At 75.4% G+C, this 15591-nt stretch carries 11 protein-coding genes and 1 pseudogene; 1 reads left to right on the top strand and 11 read right to left on the bottom strand.

Features of this window, described 5'->3' with window-relative positions:
• Positions 1-184: 184 nt before the first annotated feature.
• The 7 genes and pseudogenes from ACWENR_RS24390 to rfbA form a co-directional block, all read right to left on the bottom strand.
• Entirely contained in the window at positions 185-1387 is a 1203-nt protein-coding gene (locus ACWENR_RS24390) for a DUF6004 family protein (RefSeq protein ID WP_091106275.1), read from the bottom strand.
• 288 nt (positions 1388-1675) lie between these two features.
• Entirely contained in the window at positions 1676-3022 is a 1347-nt protein-coding gene (locus ACWENR_RS24395) for a metallopeptidase TldD-related protein (protein ID WP_452279295.1), read from the bottom strand.
• 23 nt (positions 3023-3045) lie between these two features.
• Positions 3046-4602, bottom strand: coding sequence for a TldD/PmbA family protein (locus ACWENR_RS24400; RefSeq protein WP_452279287.1), 1557 nt, complete (start codon positions 4600-4602; stop codon positions 3046-3048).
• Complete coding sequence (locus ACWENR_RS24405; RefSeq protein ID WP_452279288.1) at positions 4566-5834, bottom strand: cysteine desulfurase; 1269 nt, start codon at positions 5832-5834, stop codon at positions 4566-4568. Before ACWENR_RS24405 ends, ACWENR_RS24400 begins: the two co-directional genes overlap by 37 nt.
• The gene (locus tag ACWENR_RS24410) at positions 5831-6649 is read right to left on the bottom strand and encodes a crotonobetainyl-CoA--carnitine CoA-transferase (RefSeq protein WP_452279289.1); all 819 of its coding nucleotides are present in this window, start codon (positions 6647-6649) and stop codon (positions 5831-5833) included. The genes ACWENR_RS24405 and ACWENR_RS24410 overlap by 4 nt, the downstream gene beginning before the upstream one ends.
• Before the next feature lie 221 nt (positions 6650-6870).
• A pseudogene (locus ACWENR_RS24415) lies at positions 6871-7731 on the bottom strand (class I SAM-dependent methyltransferase); the annotation flags it as partial.
• 100 nt (positions 7732-7831) lie between these two features.
• Positions 7832-8725, bottom strand: a complete 894-nt coding sequence (gene rfbA, locus ACWENR_RS24420; RefSeq protein ID WP_452279290.1) for a glucose-1-phosphate thymidylyltransferase RfbA — start codon at positions 8723-8725, stop codon at positions 7832-7834.
• A gap of 105 nt (positions 8726-8830) precedes the next feature.
• Here rfbA and ACWENR_RS24425 point away from each other — a divergent pair, with 105 nt between their 5' ends.
• Positions 8831-9538, top strand: a complete 708-nt coding sequence (locus tag ACWENR_RS24425) for a DUF899 family protein (protein ID WP_452279291.1) — start codon at positions 8831-8833, stop codon at positions 9536-9538.
• 134 nt (positions 9539-9672) lie between these two features.
• On the opposite strand, the gene ACWENR_RS24430 is transcribed toward ACWENR_RS24425, so the two are convergent.
• The 4 genes from ACWENR_RS24430 to ACWENR_RS24445 form a co-directional block, all read right to left on the bottom strand.
• On the bottom strand, positions 9673-10332 hold the full coding sequence (locus tag ACWENR_RS24430) for a hypothetical protein (RefSeq protein WP_452279292.1): 660 nt from the start codon (positions 10330-10332) through the stop codon (positions 9673-9675).
• Positions 10333-10383: 51 nt separating this feature from the next.
• Complete coding sequence (locus tag ACWENR_RS24435) at positions 10384-11520, bottom strand: trans-sulfuration enzyme family protein (RefSeq protein ID WP_452279293.1); 1137 nt, start codon at positions 11518-11520, stop codon at positions 10384-10386.
• Between the two features lie 5 nt (positions 11521-11525).
• Complete coding sequence (locus ACWENR_RS24440) at positions 11526-11966, bottom strand: acyl-CoA thioesterase (RefSeq protein ID WP_452279296.1); 441 nt, start codon at positions 11964-11966, stop codon at positions 11526-11528.
• 2 nt (positions 11967-11968) lie between these two features.
• Positions 11969-15591, bottom strand: a 3623-nt coding sequence (locus tag ACWENR_RS24445; protein WP_452279294.1) for an SDR family NAD(P)-dependent oxidoreductase, incomplete at its 5' end; no start/stop codon positions are given.

Here is a 15591-nt window from a genome sequence, read left to right on the forward strand (position 1 = left end):
GCTCCGTACCGATGTAGTTGTGGTTGAGCATCCGGGCCTCTTCCTGGGCCAGGACGACAACCCGTCGCGCTCGGTCGGTGAACCGCTCGAACATGTCTGCCACCCCTGGAGAGTGACGGCGTCCCGGGTGACAGGAGGCCACCCGGGACGACGTCTTTTCGGGACTACCAACGGCGGTTGGTCGTCACGCGCTGACGTAGGCTTCCGAGCCCACCAGCGCGTCACCGAGCTTCAGCGACACGCCGGTCAGGCGCGCCCGGGACTCGCCGTCCTTCGTCCGCAGCGCGGCGTCGGCGTGATCGGCGGTCAGCAGCGTGCCGGTCGGCTCCAGGTCCTTGAGCTGGCCGCTCAGGTGCACCGGGGCCGCCGCGTAGAGCGTGGCGGACGGGGTCACCAGCTCGAAGTGAGCGTCGAAGTGCAGCTCACCCGGGTACCGCAGCCGGCTCAGGCTCTCCTCGTTGCCGTCGCCGAGCTGGCCGCCCGAGACGGTGAAGAAGCTGGCCCGCAGCATGACCTTGCCGCCCAGCGCCGGGCTGTTGCCCACCAGCGCCACGCGGGCGAGCTGGGCCAGCACCCCGGAGCCCTGGTCGTGCTTCTCCGGCCCGAAGAGGAGGATCTCGGCGCCCGCGGCGAGCGGGTAGTCGCCGGCGAGCTCGATCTCCTCGGTGCGGCCGTTGACCTCGACCTTGATCTTCGCCTCGGTCGAGGCCTGGATGATGATCGACGGGTCGACCAGCATCGAGACGCACGGGCCGATGCTCGACGCGAAGAAGGCGCTCGGCGTGTTGCCGACGGCCTCGTTGTCGTCGTTCGACGGGTACCACGCGGCCGGCAGGTTGGTGCCCCGGACCACGTTGTGCGCCGGCATGACCTCGCCCTGGTCGCCGTAGGGGCGGCCGAGGAACGGCGAGGTGAGCGGGGTCTTGTACGGCGGAAGGCCGTCCACGATGCCCTTGACGTCGATGACACCCCGGTGGGCCAGCCGCATGGTGCTGGTCTCCAGGATGCCGAACCGCCGGATGTAGAACTCCGCGGGGAAGTTCTTACCGGGCACGATCTGCTTGATGTGACCGGTGTTCGGCAGGTACGGGTTCGACAGGATCTGGATCCGGTCGTTCAGCGTGTAGCTGAACCCCTTGATGCCGACCTCGGGGGCGCTGATGAGCTCCAGGTTGAAGCTCGCCGTCCCGTCCTCGTCGACGGTGTGCTTGAACCCCGGCATCGGCCACTTGTTCATCTGCACGAAGCCCGACAGGTTGATCGTCTCCCGACGGCCACCGTAGTAGTCGTCGCCGAAGACGACCGTCGCCGCAGCCAGGATGTGCGGCCGCAGCGGCTTCGGCTCGATGTTGAGTGACTCGTAGGTCTCTCTCGCCGTGTCAGTCACGGCTCCACCTCCCTGTATTCCCCGGGTGCCTTGGCGCCGTCTGTGACGCTTGCTCAATCCGGAGGACCACTGACCCGAACGCTATTGTTTTCTAAAGTGACTGTCAACGGGCTCACATTGATCGTTTGCGAAATAATGTCCGGTTTCGCGTATGGCTACAGGGGACCGTCCGGAGCCGGGTTTGAATCCCCGCAGCCGCACATCCCACGAGCGCTATTTGTTACTCAACTGAACCGGGCGCGCCGGAGCGCCGCCACGCCGACGGCGGGCGGATGGTCGCGCGGGGGTTCAGACCGCGCGGGTGGCGGCGGTGAGCCGGAAGTCCCGGACGCGCAGCATCGGCATGGCCGTACGCGCCACGGCGTCGCCCCAGTCCCGGGCGCGGGTCGGCACCGTCGCGCCCACCTCGGTGACCCGGGCCGCCATCGCCAGCGGGCTGTCGTTGAACCGGAAGTTGTTGACCGCGCCGACGACCTCGCCGTCCCGCACCAGGTAGACGCCGTCGCGGGTCAGCCCGGTCAGGGCCATGGTGGCGAGGTCGACCTCGCGGATGTACCAGAGGCTGGTCAGCAGCAGGCCGTTCCCGGTCGCCGCGACCAGGTCGGCGGTCGACGCGCCCCCCGGCCCCTCCAGGACGAGGTTGTCCACGGCCGGCGTGAGCGGCATGCCCAGCTCGTCCGCGCTGTCGCGGGTCTGGATCAGCGACCGCAGCCGGCCCCCGTCCCACCAGCGGGTCGGGGCCAGCGGAAGGCCGTTGTCGAACACCGACCTCGTCGGCGTCGACGACGGCGCCACCACGAACGGGGCGCAGCGCAGCCCGTCCGCCGCCGGATCGCTGCGCAGGGTCAACGGCACGTCGGCGAGCCGCTCGCCGATCCGGGTGCGGCCGCCCGACCCGCTGTAGACCGTCCGGCCCTGCGCCGCCGCCCGGGCGCCGGCCGTGGTGTAGGCGTAGTTCATCAGGTCCGCGACGGCGGTCGGCGGCAGCAGGCACTCGTAGCGGCCCGGCGGCAGCTCGACCCGCCGCCGCCCCCAGCGCAGGCGCCGGTCCAGCTCGTCCTGCAACGCCGCCACCGACACGTCGGCGAAGTCGGCCGTCACGGTGTTCGTCCACACCGGATGGCCGTCCGGTCCGCGCGCGGTCAGCTCGAGGTGCCCGGCCGACTCGTCGTGCCGCAGCCGCACGCCCGTGGAGGTGCCGAGGAACGTGCTGCGCAGCCGGTGCTCGGCGTACCCGTGCAGGACGCGGCCGTCGCGCCGGGCCCGGCCGAACCCCGCGGCGAGCTGGTCGACCAGCCCGGCCAGCACCGGCGGAGCCGCCGGGACCGGGTCGTCCCAGTGCGGCGACCCGGCCCCGGGGGCGGGCAGGGGCCGCGCGTCCGGAGCCGGCGGGGCCTGCCGGGCGGCCTCCTGCGCCGCCCGGACCAGCGCGACGATCTCGGCCCGGTCGGCCGGCCCGCACAGCGACACCGCGCCCACCCGGCCGCCGACCACGCTCACCACCGACACCCGGTGCACGTCGCCGCTGCCGCTGCCGGTCAGCGCGTTGTCGGCCCAGCGCAGGTGCGCGTCGGGGCCCTGCTCCACGATCACCACGCAGTCGTCGCCGCGTGCGGCCGCGAGCGCGATCTCCACCGTCTCCGGGGGCCGCGGCGTCCTCACGCGGGCACCTCCGCCCGGGTGCTGGTGACGCGTACGCGCCGGAACAGCGCCGACGGGCACCCGTGCCCGGCGGCGGCGAGTTGCAGCGGCTGTGCCTTGCCGCACTGGCCCGCGCCGGACAGCAGCCACGTCTGCGGGCCGCCCACCGCCTCCAGCGACCGCCAGAACTCCAGCGTCGTCCCGGTGTACGCGGCGTCGCGCACCTGACCGGCGAGCCGGCCGTCCCGGATCCGGTAGAAGCGCTGCCCGGTGAACTGGAAGTTCACCCGCGCCATGTCGATGGAGAAACTGTTGTCGCCGACCACGTACAGCCCGTCCCGCACCCGGCCGATCAGTTCGCGGGTGTCCGGGCCGCCCGGCGCGGGGCGCAGCGACACGTTCGGCATCCGCTGCACGGGCAGGTGCCGGTACGACTCGGCGAACGCGCAGCCCGTGGAGCGCTCCAGGCCGGCGGCGCCGGCGGTCTGCCGGTCGTGTTGCGTGCCGACCAGCACCCCGTCGCGGATGAGCGGCCACGACCCGGCGGCCACGCCGTCGTCGTCGTAGCCGATCGTGGCGAGCGCGTGGGGGGTGGTCCGGTCGGCGACCACGTTCATCGCGGGCGAGCCGTAGCGCAGCGACCCGACGTCGTCGCCCGTGACGAACGAGGTGCCGGCGAAGGCCGCCTCCCGGCCGAGGATCCGGTCGAGCTCGGTGGCGTGCCCGACGGTCTCGTGGATCGTCAGCCAGAGATTCGTCGGGTCGACGACCAGGTCGTACTCGCCCGGCTCCACGGACGGGGCGGCGAGCTTCCCGGCCAGCTCGCCGGGCATCCGGGCGAGTTCCGCCGCCCAGTCCCAGCCGGTCCCGGTCAGGTACTCCCAGCCGCGGGCGGCCGGCGGCCCGAGGGTGCGCATGGTCTCGAAGGTGCCGTTGCCGGAGTCGATCCGGAACCCGATCACCATCGGGTGCAGCCAGGTCCGCCGCTGCCGGATCCGCCGGCCCTCGCTGTCGTGGTAGAAGCTGGACTCGCGGAACACCTGCAGGAGCGCCTCGGCGAGGTCGACGCCGCCGGCGCGCAGCACGTCGCACCAGCGGCCCAACAGGGCCGTCCGCTCGGCGGCGGGCACGGCGAAGGGGTCCACCTCGCACGGCGACTCCCAGACCGCCGGGCCGTGGACCGGCTCGGGCGCCAGGCGCACCGGCGCGCCGCGCAGGGGGCGCAGCATCCGGGCCTGTTCGCAGGCGCGGGCGGCCAGCGCGGCCAGGCCCGGCGGGGTGAGGTCGACGCCTGCGGCGAACCCCCAGGTGCCGTCGACCAGGACCCGCACGCCCGCCCCGGTCTCGACGCTCTCCTGGGTGCCCTCGGGCTGGCCGTCGCGGACGCGCTCGCGCAGCGCCCGCACCCGCCGCAGCCGTACGTCGGCGTAGGCGGCGCCCTGCCGGCGGGCCCGGCCCAGCGCGGCCGACGCCAGGTCCTCGGCCGGCAGCGTGTCGAAGCCCGGTTCCCGGGTGGCGGCCGGGCTCGGCGCGGCGGTCACCGGAACCGCGTGTCGGGGTAGTCGGTGGTCCACTCCCCCGCCCGCACGGTGCGCAGCGCCTCGGCGACCCGGTCGACCTCGTCGCGGGTGCTGTAGACCGCGAAGGAGAGCCGCACCGTGCCGAGCAGCCCCAGGTCGTCGAGGAACGCGCTGGCGCAGTGCACGCCGGACCGCACGGCGATGCCGTGCCGGTCGAGGTGCCCGCCCACGTCGTACGGGTGCAGGCCGTCCACGGCGATGGAGACGATGCCCGCCGGGTCCGCCGCCGGGTCGCCGACGACCCGGACCCGGTCGACGTCGCGCAGCACCTCGACGGCGTACCGGACCAGGTCCGCGTCGTGCGCCCGCACCGCGTCCCGGCCGAGACCGTCCAGCCAGGTCAGCGCGGTGGCCAGCCCGACGGCGGCGCCGATGTCGGGGGTGCCGGCCTCCAGCCGCGCCGGGACCGGCACGTAGGAGACCGGGGCGTCGTGCGAGACGCCCTTCACCGTCCCGCCGCCCACCTGGTACGGCGGCAGGTCGGCGAGCAGCTCGCGGCGGCCGTGGAGCACCCCGGAGCCCATCGGGGCGTACACCTTGTGACCGGAGAAGCAGTAGAAGTCCGCCCCGATCTCCCGCACGTCGACGGGCAGGTGCGCGACCGCCTGCGCGCCGTCGACGACCACCGGCACGCCCCGGTCGTGCGCCACCCGGACCAGCTCCCGCACGGGGTTGACGGTGCCGAGCACGTTGGAGACGTGGCTGACCGCGACGAGGCGGGTCCGGCGGCCCAGTACGGCGGCCAGGTCGTCCGGCCGGACCGGCCCGCCGTCCGGCGACGGCACGATCCGCAGCCTGGCCCCACGCCGCTCGCAGAGCCGGCGCCACGGCAGCAGGTTGGAGTTGTGTTCCATGCCGGTGACCACGATGTCGTCGCCCGGCCCGACGATCCGCTCGGCGAAGGTGTCGGCGAGCAGGTTCACCGCGTCCGTCGTGCCCCGGGTGAAGACGATCTCGTCGGCGTGGGCGGCGTTCACGAACCGCCGGACCACCTCGCGGGCGTCCTCGTAGCGGCCCGTGGCCCGGCGGCTGAGCTCGTAGAAGCCGCGCCCGATGTTGCTGTTCGCCGTGGTGTAGAAGTCGACCACCGCGTCGAGGACCGGCCGGGGTTTCTGCGTCGTCGCGGCGTTGTCGAGGTAGGCCAGCGGCGGGTCGTAGCCGGACGGGTCGAGGAACGGGAACTCCGCCCGCACCGCGGACAGGGGGTGGGCAGCCGTGTCGGTCATCCTGCTTCCTCCGTGAAGCTTGCGGTGAAGCGGTCGAGGAAACCCGGTGGGCAGGGGAAGAGCTTCTGCTCCGGGTAGGGCCGCTCGGACGGGGGAATCCATCCCGGCTCGCCGCGCCGGGGCCACCGCCCCGACCGGTCGGCCAGGTGTGGGCCGTGGAAGAACCAGCAGATCTGGCTGACCTGCTCGATGAAGACGACGGGATGCACCTCGGGCGAGTACATGGCCATATGCCCGTACGCGGCCAGGAACTCGCCCGCCACCCCCATCGAGGCGCCGAGCATGACGTGGCCGAACACGTCGTGCACGGCCCGGAAGATGTCGTTGTGCAGCAGCGGGACGCCGTCGACCGTGACGCCGGACGGGGCGCAGAGCGGATGGTCGGGGGCGGGACCGTCGGGGCCGTGGCCGTCGCGGGTCAGGTAGACGTGCAGCACGCCGGTGCGGGCGAGACCGTCGATCAGGTCGGCGGCGCCCCGGTAGGGCTGCCCGGGGCCCCGCCACGGCTCGACGCGGATGCCGGCCCGGGCCAGCAGCGCGAAGTGGCGCAGGTTCTCCTCGGTGAACCGGCGGTAGCGGGCCGCCAGGCCCGGGCCGACGTCCCGCCGGGGCGCCCGGTCGAAGTGCCGGGCCACCGCGCGGCAGAACTCCGGGTCGACGTCCACCCGTGCGCCGGGCAGCCGCCGCAGGTCCCGGCGGGGCAGCTCGCCGCGGGCGGCGGCGTCGTCGACGTACGACTGGGCCAGCGCCAGCAGGCCGGGATGGCCGGCCGGCGGGCGGACCGGGCGGGGCGCGCTCGGGCAGGCCGCGGTCATCCGGTCCTCCCCGGCCCGGCCGTCGGCGGCGACCCCGACCCGGCGGTCGCGGACCGCCCGGCGGCGGCGCTGGTGGCGGAGACGGCGGAGACGGAGGGGGCGGCGCTGGCGACGGGGGCAAGGGCGGTGGTGGCGGTGGCACCGGTGTCGGCGGCGGCAGTCGCGGCGGCGGGGACGGTGGCGGCAGTCGTGGTGGCGGGGGCGGCGGTGTCGGTGTCGGCGGGGGCGCGGCGGGCGCGCAGGCAGAGGGCCGAGCCCGGCAGCGTGACCACGCCGTACTCGTCGGCGAAGACGGCCGCGGCCTCGGCGAGCCGCTCCCAGCCCGCCCGCTCCGCGTCGGCGCCGAGCTGGCGCCGCACCGCCGCGAGTACCCCGGGCGGCGTCACGTCCCGGGTGTACGCGAGATATTCGTCGACGCAGCTGAAGCGCATGGCGATGCCCACGGGCTCGACGCCGACGTCGGTGAAACCCGCCGCGAGCAGGTCTGCGCGGGTGCGGGCGGCGTCGGACATGCTGAACGGGCCGGGGCGGTCCGGCGGCGGGCCCGGCAGGCCGGCGGCCAGCGTCCGGAAGCCCAGCGACGTCATGGGGTTCGCCTCCGGCGGGCCCCAGACCGACGCGGCGAGCACGCCGCCGGGCGCCAGGAGGCGGTGCAGGCTCGCGAGCGTCCGCCGCCGGTCCACCGCGAACATGAGCCCCCACCGGCTGAGCACCGCGTCGAAGGAGCACGCCGGCAGGTCGAGGGCCTCCACGTCGGACTCGGCGAACTCGATGGGGTGGCCGAGTCCGGCGGCGCAGCGGCGGGCCCGGTCGACCATCTCCGGTGCGAGGTCGATGCCGAGCACCCGGCCGGCCGGGGCGACCAGCCGGCCGGCGCTGACCGACGGCTCGCCGGTGCCGCAGCCGACGTCGAGGACGCGGTGGCCGGGCCGGAGCGCGGCGGCGCGCAGCAGCCAGTCGGTCACCGGGGCCGCCGCCCGCTCGTACCGGTCCTGCCAGAAGTCCCACCCGGCGCTGACCGCGTTCCAGGTGTCGCGTTGCTCGGCCTTGAAGGCCACGGAGTCGAACCGGACGGCGGTCATTGTCGCTCTCCTCGCAGGCGGACTACAGCCTCGGATCACTATATGATTGACAAGTTGATCGGGGCAACGGGCGTCGATCCCTCCCCCGCGCCCCCGGGCGTCACCCGACGGCGGCCGGGCGCGCGGGCCGCTCGCCGTCGAGCAGGCGCAGCAGGTAGTCGCCGTAGCCGCTGGCGCGCAGCGGCACCGCGAGGCGGCGCATCGCCGCGTCGTCGAGCAGGCCGGCGCGCCAGGCCGCCTCCTCGACGCAGCCGACCTTGACCCCGTGCCGCTCCTCGATGACGCGGACGTACTCCGCCGCCTTCATCAGGTCGCCGAACCGGCCGGTGTCCAGCCACGCGGTCCGCCGCCCGAGCAGTCGCACCTCCAAGCGGCCCTGGCGCAGGTAGGCCCGGTTGACGTCGGTGATCTCCAGCTCGCCCCGGGCGCTCGGCGTCAGCTCGGCGGCGACGGAGACGACGTCGGGGCCGTAGACGTACAGGCCGGGAACGGCGTATCGGGACGGCGGGACCAGCGGCTTCTCCACGATGTCACGCACGGCGCCGCAGTCGTCGAAGTCGAGCACACCGTAGGGGCGCGGGTCGGCCACCGGGAGCCCGAAGACCAGCCCGCCGTCCACGTCGGTCAGCTCGGCGAGCTGCCGGTCCAGCTCGGCGGAGTGGATGATGTTGTCGCCGAGGACCAGCACGGCCGGCCCGCCGGCGAGGAAGTCCGCGGCCAGCAGGAGCGCGTGGGCGATGCCGGCCGGGCGCTCCTGCACCGCGTAGCGCAGGTCGAGGCCCCACTGGCCGCCGTCGCCGAGCAGGCGCCGGAACAGCCCCTGCTCGTCGGGGCGCGTGATGATGAGGATCTCCCGCACGCCGGCCGTCACGAGGGTGCTCAGCGGATAGAAGATCATCGGCTTGTCGTAGACCGGCATCAGTTGCTTGGAGACCGCCCGGGTCACCGGCCACATCCGCGAGCCGGTGCCACCAGCGAGCAAAACACCACGCATTTTTAAAGCGTAACGCATGAGGCGTCCGCGTGGTGGAAACATCACGGCGGGTACCGGGCGGGTAGCCTGCCGGGGGTGGCCCGACCGTCGCGGAGGAGTGCGGACATGGCCGACGTCGATCAGGAGACCGCGCTGCCGAGCTGGCCCGTCGGCGCCGACGCCGCGTACGTGGCCGCCCGGCGGTCGCTCGCGTCGGCCGAGCAGGAACTGCGGGACCAGCTCGAACGGGTCGCCGCCGCGCGGCGCCGGCTGCCGCCCGGCCCGCTGCTGGCCGACTACCGGCTCGCCGAGGGGCCGGCCGAGCTGGACCGGTCGGAGCCGACCCGGCGCGTCCCGCTGCGCGAGCTGTTCGAGGAGCACGACACCCTCTTCGTCTACCACCTGATGTTCGCCCCGGACGCCGCCGAGGCCTGTCCCATGTGCTCGCTGTGGGTGGACGGCTTCCACGGGGCGCTGGCGCACCTGCGTCGGCACACCGCCGTCGCCGTGGTGGCCAAGGCGCCGCTGCCCCGGCTGCGGGACTGGGCCCGGCGGCGGGGCTGGACCGGCCTGCGGATCCTGTCCAGCCACGGGACGTCGTTCAACGCCGACCTGCGCGCCGAGCACCCGGACGGCAGCCAGCGGCCGATGGTCAGCGTGCTGCGCGCCGAGGGCGACCGGGTACGGCACTTCTACTCCGCCCCGGCGAGCTTCCCCGACGGCGGCGAGCGCGGCATCGACCTGCTCAGCCCGGTGTGGAACGTCCTGGACCTGCTGCCGCGCGGCCGGGGCGACTGGTACGCCGGCAACGACTACGTCCCCGACCGGGAATGACCACCTCCCCCGGTCGGACATGACCCCACCTCCCGGCCGGGCGTGATCGCGTCCCGGCCGGTCGGGTCGGGCCAGGAGCCGGTCGGGTCGGGTCAGGAGCCCGTCGGGTCGGGTCAAGAGCCCGTCGGGTCGGGTCAGGAGCCGGTGGCGAGCAGGTCGCGCAGCCGCACCGCCGCCAGCCGCCGGCCGGCGAAGTCGGCGTACCAGAGCAGCGCCCCGTCCCAGGTCAGGCCCACCGGCCGCCCGGCGACGGGCGCCTCGCCGCGCAGCGTGCCGTGCCGGGCGTCGACCGCCCGCAGCATCGCGCCCTCGAAGTCGGCGTAGACCACGACGTCCCCGGCGACCGTCAGCCCGGACGGCACGCCGGGCACCGGGAACTCGCGCTGCACCGTCATGGTGGCGACGTCCCGGAGCTGCACGACCGACGGCCCGCGCAGCCCCATCCACATCGCCACGCCCTTGGTCTCCACCCCGCAGAGCCGGCCGCTGGGCGGGGCCACCTCCTTCTCGCCGAGCACGTCGCCGGTGAGCGGATCGATCAGCAGGATCCGCTTCGGGCGCCCGCCGACCTGGCAGAGCGCGCCACCGCCCACGGTGAGGTCGGCCCGCACCCGGGGGCAGGACAGCGTCCGCACGACGGCGCCGTCGCCCGGGGCGAGGGCGTAGATCTCGCCGGCCTCCTGGTCGGAGTGCCAGAAGAATTCGCCGTCGAAGGTGAGGCCGCACAGGTAGCGACCGGGCGCGGGCAGCGTCCGGACGACCGGCAGCGTGGTGTCGATCTCGCGGATGGCCATGGAACGGCCCCTTTCGTGGCAGGGCGGGCGGGACGCGGGCGACGCGGCGGCTCAGGGCCCGCCGGCCAGCGCCCGGGACAGGTCCTCGGCGAGGTCGTGCGGGTCCTCGATGCCGACCGACAGCCGGATCAGCGAGTCGCCGATGCCCCGGCGCGCCCGCGCCTGCGCCGACAGCGGGCGGTGCGTCATCAGGGCCGGGCACTCCACGAGGGAGTGCACCCCGCCGAGGCTGACCCCGCAGGTGAAGAGGGTGAACCGGTCGAGCAGCTCCTCGGCGGAGCCGGCCAGGTAGTCGAAGGAGACGATCGCGCCGGGCGCGCTCATCTGAGCCTTGACGACCGCGTGCTGCGGGTGCTCCGGCAGCCCGGGATAGTGGACGGCGCCGACCGCGGGGCTCGCCCGCAGCAGCTCCACCAGGGCGCGCGCGGTGGCGACCTGCCGGTGCACCCGCAACGACAGGGTGTGCAGCCCGCGACGGACCAGGAAACAGTCCAGCGCGCCCGGCACGTTCCCGGCCGTCGTCCGGTACGCCCGCACGGCGGCGTGCAGCTGCGCGTCCCGGTAGACGAGGGCGCCGCCCAGCACGTCCGCGTGGCCGGCGATGGACTTGGTGGTGCTGTAGAGCGAGACGTCGGCGCCGAGCGCCAGCGGCTGCTGGAGCACCGGGCTGGCGAAGGTGTTGTCCACCACGACGAGGGCGCCCCGCTCGTGCGCCCGCCGGCTGGCCTCGCCGACGTCCACCACGGTGAGCAGCGGGTTGGTGGGCGTCTCGATCCAGACCAGGGCGAGATCCGGTTCCGCGAGGGCCGCCGCCAGCCCCTCCGGGGTGGTCAGGTCGGCGTAGCGCACCCGCACGCCCTGCCGCGCGGCCAGGTCGAACAGGCCGTCGGTGCCGGCGTACACGTCGTCGGCGCACACCACGCACTGCCCGGGCCGCACCAGCGACAGCAGGGTCGCGGCGGCGGCCTGACCGGAGGAGAAGACGGTCGCGAAGGGCGCCCGCTCCAGCCCGGCGAGGCACTCCTCCAGCTCCTCCCGGGTCGGGTTCTCGCCGCGCCCGTAGAAGTAGCGGGGCTCGTCCTGCGCCCGGCGCTCGTAGGTGGTGGAGAGGTGGATCGGGGGGACGACGTCCCCGGTGCCCGCCGCCGGCCGCCGGCCGCCGTGCACCAGCCTGGTGTCGAAGCGCACGCCGCTCACCCCTGCCCCGCCGTGGCCGACCGGAACGGGGCGAACGCCCGCACCAGGCCCGCCGGCACCCGGACCGGTTCGGTGCGCCCGTTCGGCCCGCGCATGCAGGCGATCCGCTGCCGCCCCCGGGCGACGAGCAGGTCGTCGTCGCCGAGCCGCAGGTAGTCGAAGCCCAGCTCCATCTGGGTCTGGGTCAGCTCGACCAGCCGCATCCGGACCGCGAGGCGGTCGAACGGCGCCAGCTCCGCGAAGAACTCGCACTCCGCCTTGAGCGTGAACAGCTTCAGGTCGACCCGCAACTCGTCGAGGATCTCCGGCGCGTGCTCGTGCAGGAACATCTCCCGGCACCGGCCCTGCCAGCGCAGGTAGTTGACGTAGTACACGTTGCCGACGAGGTTGGTCTCCTCGAAGCCGACGACGTGCCGGTACTCGTAGTAGCGGGGCATGCTCACCGCCCCGATCCGGCCAGCACGGCCACCACGGTCGGCGCGGCGGCGCCGGCCACCGCTACCGCGCGGGTGGCGACCCGGACGTCCCCGGCGTCGAGGACCACCCAGCCGTCGGGGACCGCCCCGGGCAGCAGGCTCAGCCGCCCCGCCGGCCGCCCGGCCTTCTGCAGGCACTCCGCCGCACACCAGACCCGGGTGGCCGCCAGGTCCGGCGGGTCACCGACCTCCGCGACGAGCAGCGCCGCCAGGCTCGCGTGCCGGCCCGCCAGGTCGTCGCGTACGGCCGCGGTCCGGGCGGCCACCGGCTCGACGTCGCAGGCCAGCGGCCCGTCGCCGGCGACGGCGACGGCCAGGTCCAGCGGCGCGGAGTGCGCCACGGAGACGGCGTACGGCGCGTCGACCTCCGGCCGCCCGTCGGGGCGGTGCCGCAGCGCGACGGGTCGGCCCAGCGCCCGGGACAGCAGCGCACCGGAGTCGCGGGCCCCACCGCCGGGCGACGCGGCGACCGCGACGTCGCCGGGGAACACCTCGGCGAGCCGCCGTTGCAGCAGCGGCCCCAGCAGCGCCGGCGGCCAGTTCCCGGGCGGCGTGTGCGGACGCACGGCGCGCAGCCGCAGCCCCATCCAGTGCTCGATCACCGCCCCGGTGGCGTCCCGCACGACGACGTCGTAGACGTAGGCGGTGCCGTGCTGCTCCCGCTCCCGCGCGGTCATCGTGACGGCCTCCGTGGCCGACAGCTTGGGACCCGCCGACCAGATGCGGTCGATGCCCTCCGGCAGCAGCGTCGCGTCCGGCACGCACACCTGGATGCCGTGCATGAACGCGTCCCGGGCGCCCGGGTCGCCGAGCACGAGCCGGCCCGGCAGGAACGCGCTGAACCAGGAGGCGGCGTCGCTGGTGACCACCTCGGCCTCGGCGAGCCGCGCCGCCACCTGCCGGTAGCCCCTGATCCGGCGGAACCGGCCGGCCTGGAAGAGCACGTCGCCGTAGAGGTCGCGGGCCGGGTCGAGCGGCACGGCCGGCAGCTGCGCCGGGGCCGGCGCGGCGGTGTCGGCGGGACGGGTCTCCTCGGGCGCGAACCGGAACCGGGCCCGGAAGTGGTCGGCCGCGAAGCCGGTCGCCGCGCTGCGCAGCACGACGTCGATGACCTGCTCGGACCGGACGAGCGCGGCGACGCGGACCGTGGTGCCGGCGTCCGGGTCGACGACCACCGGACGGTCGAACCGGACGTCCTCGATGACGGGCACCCCCGGATGCCGGGCGAGGGCGGTGGCGACCTGCGCCATGGCCTCCAGCCCGAGCACCGCGGGGAAGAGCAGGTCGCCGTCGAGCCGGTGGTCCGCCAGGTACGGGTCCGTGGTGCGCGCCAGGTCGACCTCGCAGACCAGCTCGACGCCGTCGTAGCGCACCAGCGGGCGCTCGGTGAAGCGCAGCAGCGGCAGCTCCGGACGGTGGTAGCGCACCGTCTCGAGGCCGCCGGTACGCCCGGTGACGACCACCACCGGCGGCAGCGTGTCGTCGGCCACCACCTCGCGCAGGACCCGCAGGCCGTCGTCCGGGCCGATCGGGGTGACGCCGGAGCCGCTGAGGGACTCGACCACCGACAGCCGCTCCCCCATGCCGACCCCCGACCACACCGACCACTCCAGGCAGACGGCGCGGCAGCCCGGGCGGGTCGCCGCCACCTCCCGGGTCAGCTCGGCCAGGGCCTCGTTGGCCGCCGCGTAGTGCGCCTCGCCGTGCAGCCCGGCCCGCCCGATGATGCTGCCGAAGGTGACCAGCAGGCGCAGTCGCCCGGGGTCGACGGCGGCGAGGACGGCCCGCAGGCCGTCGACCTTGGCGGCGAACACGCCCCGCAGGGCCGCCTCGTCGAGGTCGACGAGCGCCGCCGGGGTGTTCTGTCCGGCCCCGTGCAGCACGGCGGTGACCGGACCCCAGTCGGCGGTGACCGCCGCGACCGCGTCGGCCACCGCGTCCGCGTCGGTGACGTCGACGCGGAGATACCGCAGGTCGGACGCGGCGTCGGCGAGCCGCTCGAGGTTGCCGGCCAGGGCCTCGTCGGCCTCGGGGTCGGACCGCCCGAGCACGGCCAGCCGGGCGCCGCTCTCCCGGGCCAGCACCAGGGCGGACTCGGCGGTGATGCCCTTGCCTCCGCCGGTCACCAGCAGCACGTCGGCCGGGCCCAGCGGCACCGGGCCCGGCTCGCCGCCGGGAGCGGGCACCGGGCGCAGCAGGGGCACCCGGCGGACGCCGACCCGGTCGTACACCGCCTCGGTGAAGTGGTCGGTGGCGGCGACCTCGGCGACGACCCGCGCGACGGCGGCGGGGTCGAGCGGCGTGGTCACGACGGTGGTCCGCAGCCGGTCGCCCTCCAACCGGGCGGTCTTGGCCAGCGCCCCCGCCCGCGCCGCCGGCTGCACCACCAACAGCCGGCCGCCGGCGGGCTGGCGCAGCGCCGCCTGGGCCCCGCGCACCGCGACGGCGAGATGTTCCTCGCCGGGCTCGTCGGGCAGGCAGACCAGCACGCCGTCGCCGGTCCCGGCCGCCTCGAGGGCCCGGCGCAGGGCGTCGGCGAGGGGATGGCCGGGGCTGGCGAAGACCTGCCAGCGTCCGCACGGCTCCGCCGCGTCGGCGGCCGGCAGCGGCTCCTCGACCAGGTCGACGACGAAGGTACGCACCCACGGCGCGACCCCGGCCACGAGGTCCGCCCGCTCGTGCGGGGCCTCGCGCTCGCGGGCCTCCAGCGCCTCGGCCATCTCCCGGACGGTGGCGGTGGCGAAGTTGGTCGGCACCGCCACGGCGGGCAGCCCCATGGCGCGCGCGGCCTCGTTGACGAGCTGGCCGACGGTGATGGAGCTCATGTGCAGGTCGTCGAGGAACCGGCTGTCGTCCCGCAGCACCTCCAGGGGCAGTTCGGCGCGCCGCGCCACGAGGTTGCGCACCAGCTCCAGCGCGCCGGTGGCCGCCGGCGCCGGCACGTCGGCGGGGCGGGGCTCCGCCGGGGCGGCCACGACGGTCGCCGGCGCCGCCAGCTCGGGGGCCGCCTCGCAGGGGCTCGCGAAGAAGGCGCGGGGCCGGTCCAGGTCCAACGGCCGGGTCAGCCGGTCCTCGAACAGCGCCGGGTACGCGGCCGGGCCGCCGAGGGCGTACACGGCGCCGACGGCGGCGAGCAGGCCGGACAGCGACTCGGCGTCCGTGTCCACCGCCAGCGCCGGCACGTCGGGCGCCTGCTCGCGGGCCAACCCGGTGAGCACCTTCCCGGGACCGACCTCCAGGAACAGGTCGACCTCGGCGGCGGCGGTCGCCAGCGCGGCGGTGAAGCGCACCGGCGCCTCGATCTGCCGGTGCAGGTGCCCCGGCAGGTCGGTGTCGGGGCTCAGGACGGCGCCGGTGACCGTGGAGGCGACCCGGCGCAGCGGCGGCCCGAACCGGCGGGAGCGCAGGTGTCCGGCGAAGGCGGCGGCCGCCGGCGCCATCAGCGGGCTGTGGAAGGCGTGCCCGACCGGCAGCCTCGTGCGGTTCAGGCCCGCCGCGGCGGCCCGCCGGGCCACCTCGGCCACGGCGGCGTCGTTGCGGTGGATCCACGGCCTGACCCTCCCCCGGTCCCCGGGGGGCACCCGGC

This window comes from Micromonospora sp. NPDC004336 (genome assembly GCF_053602615.1).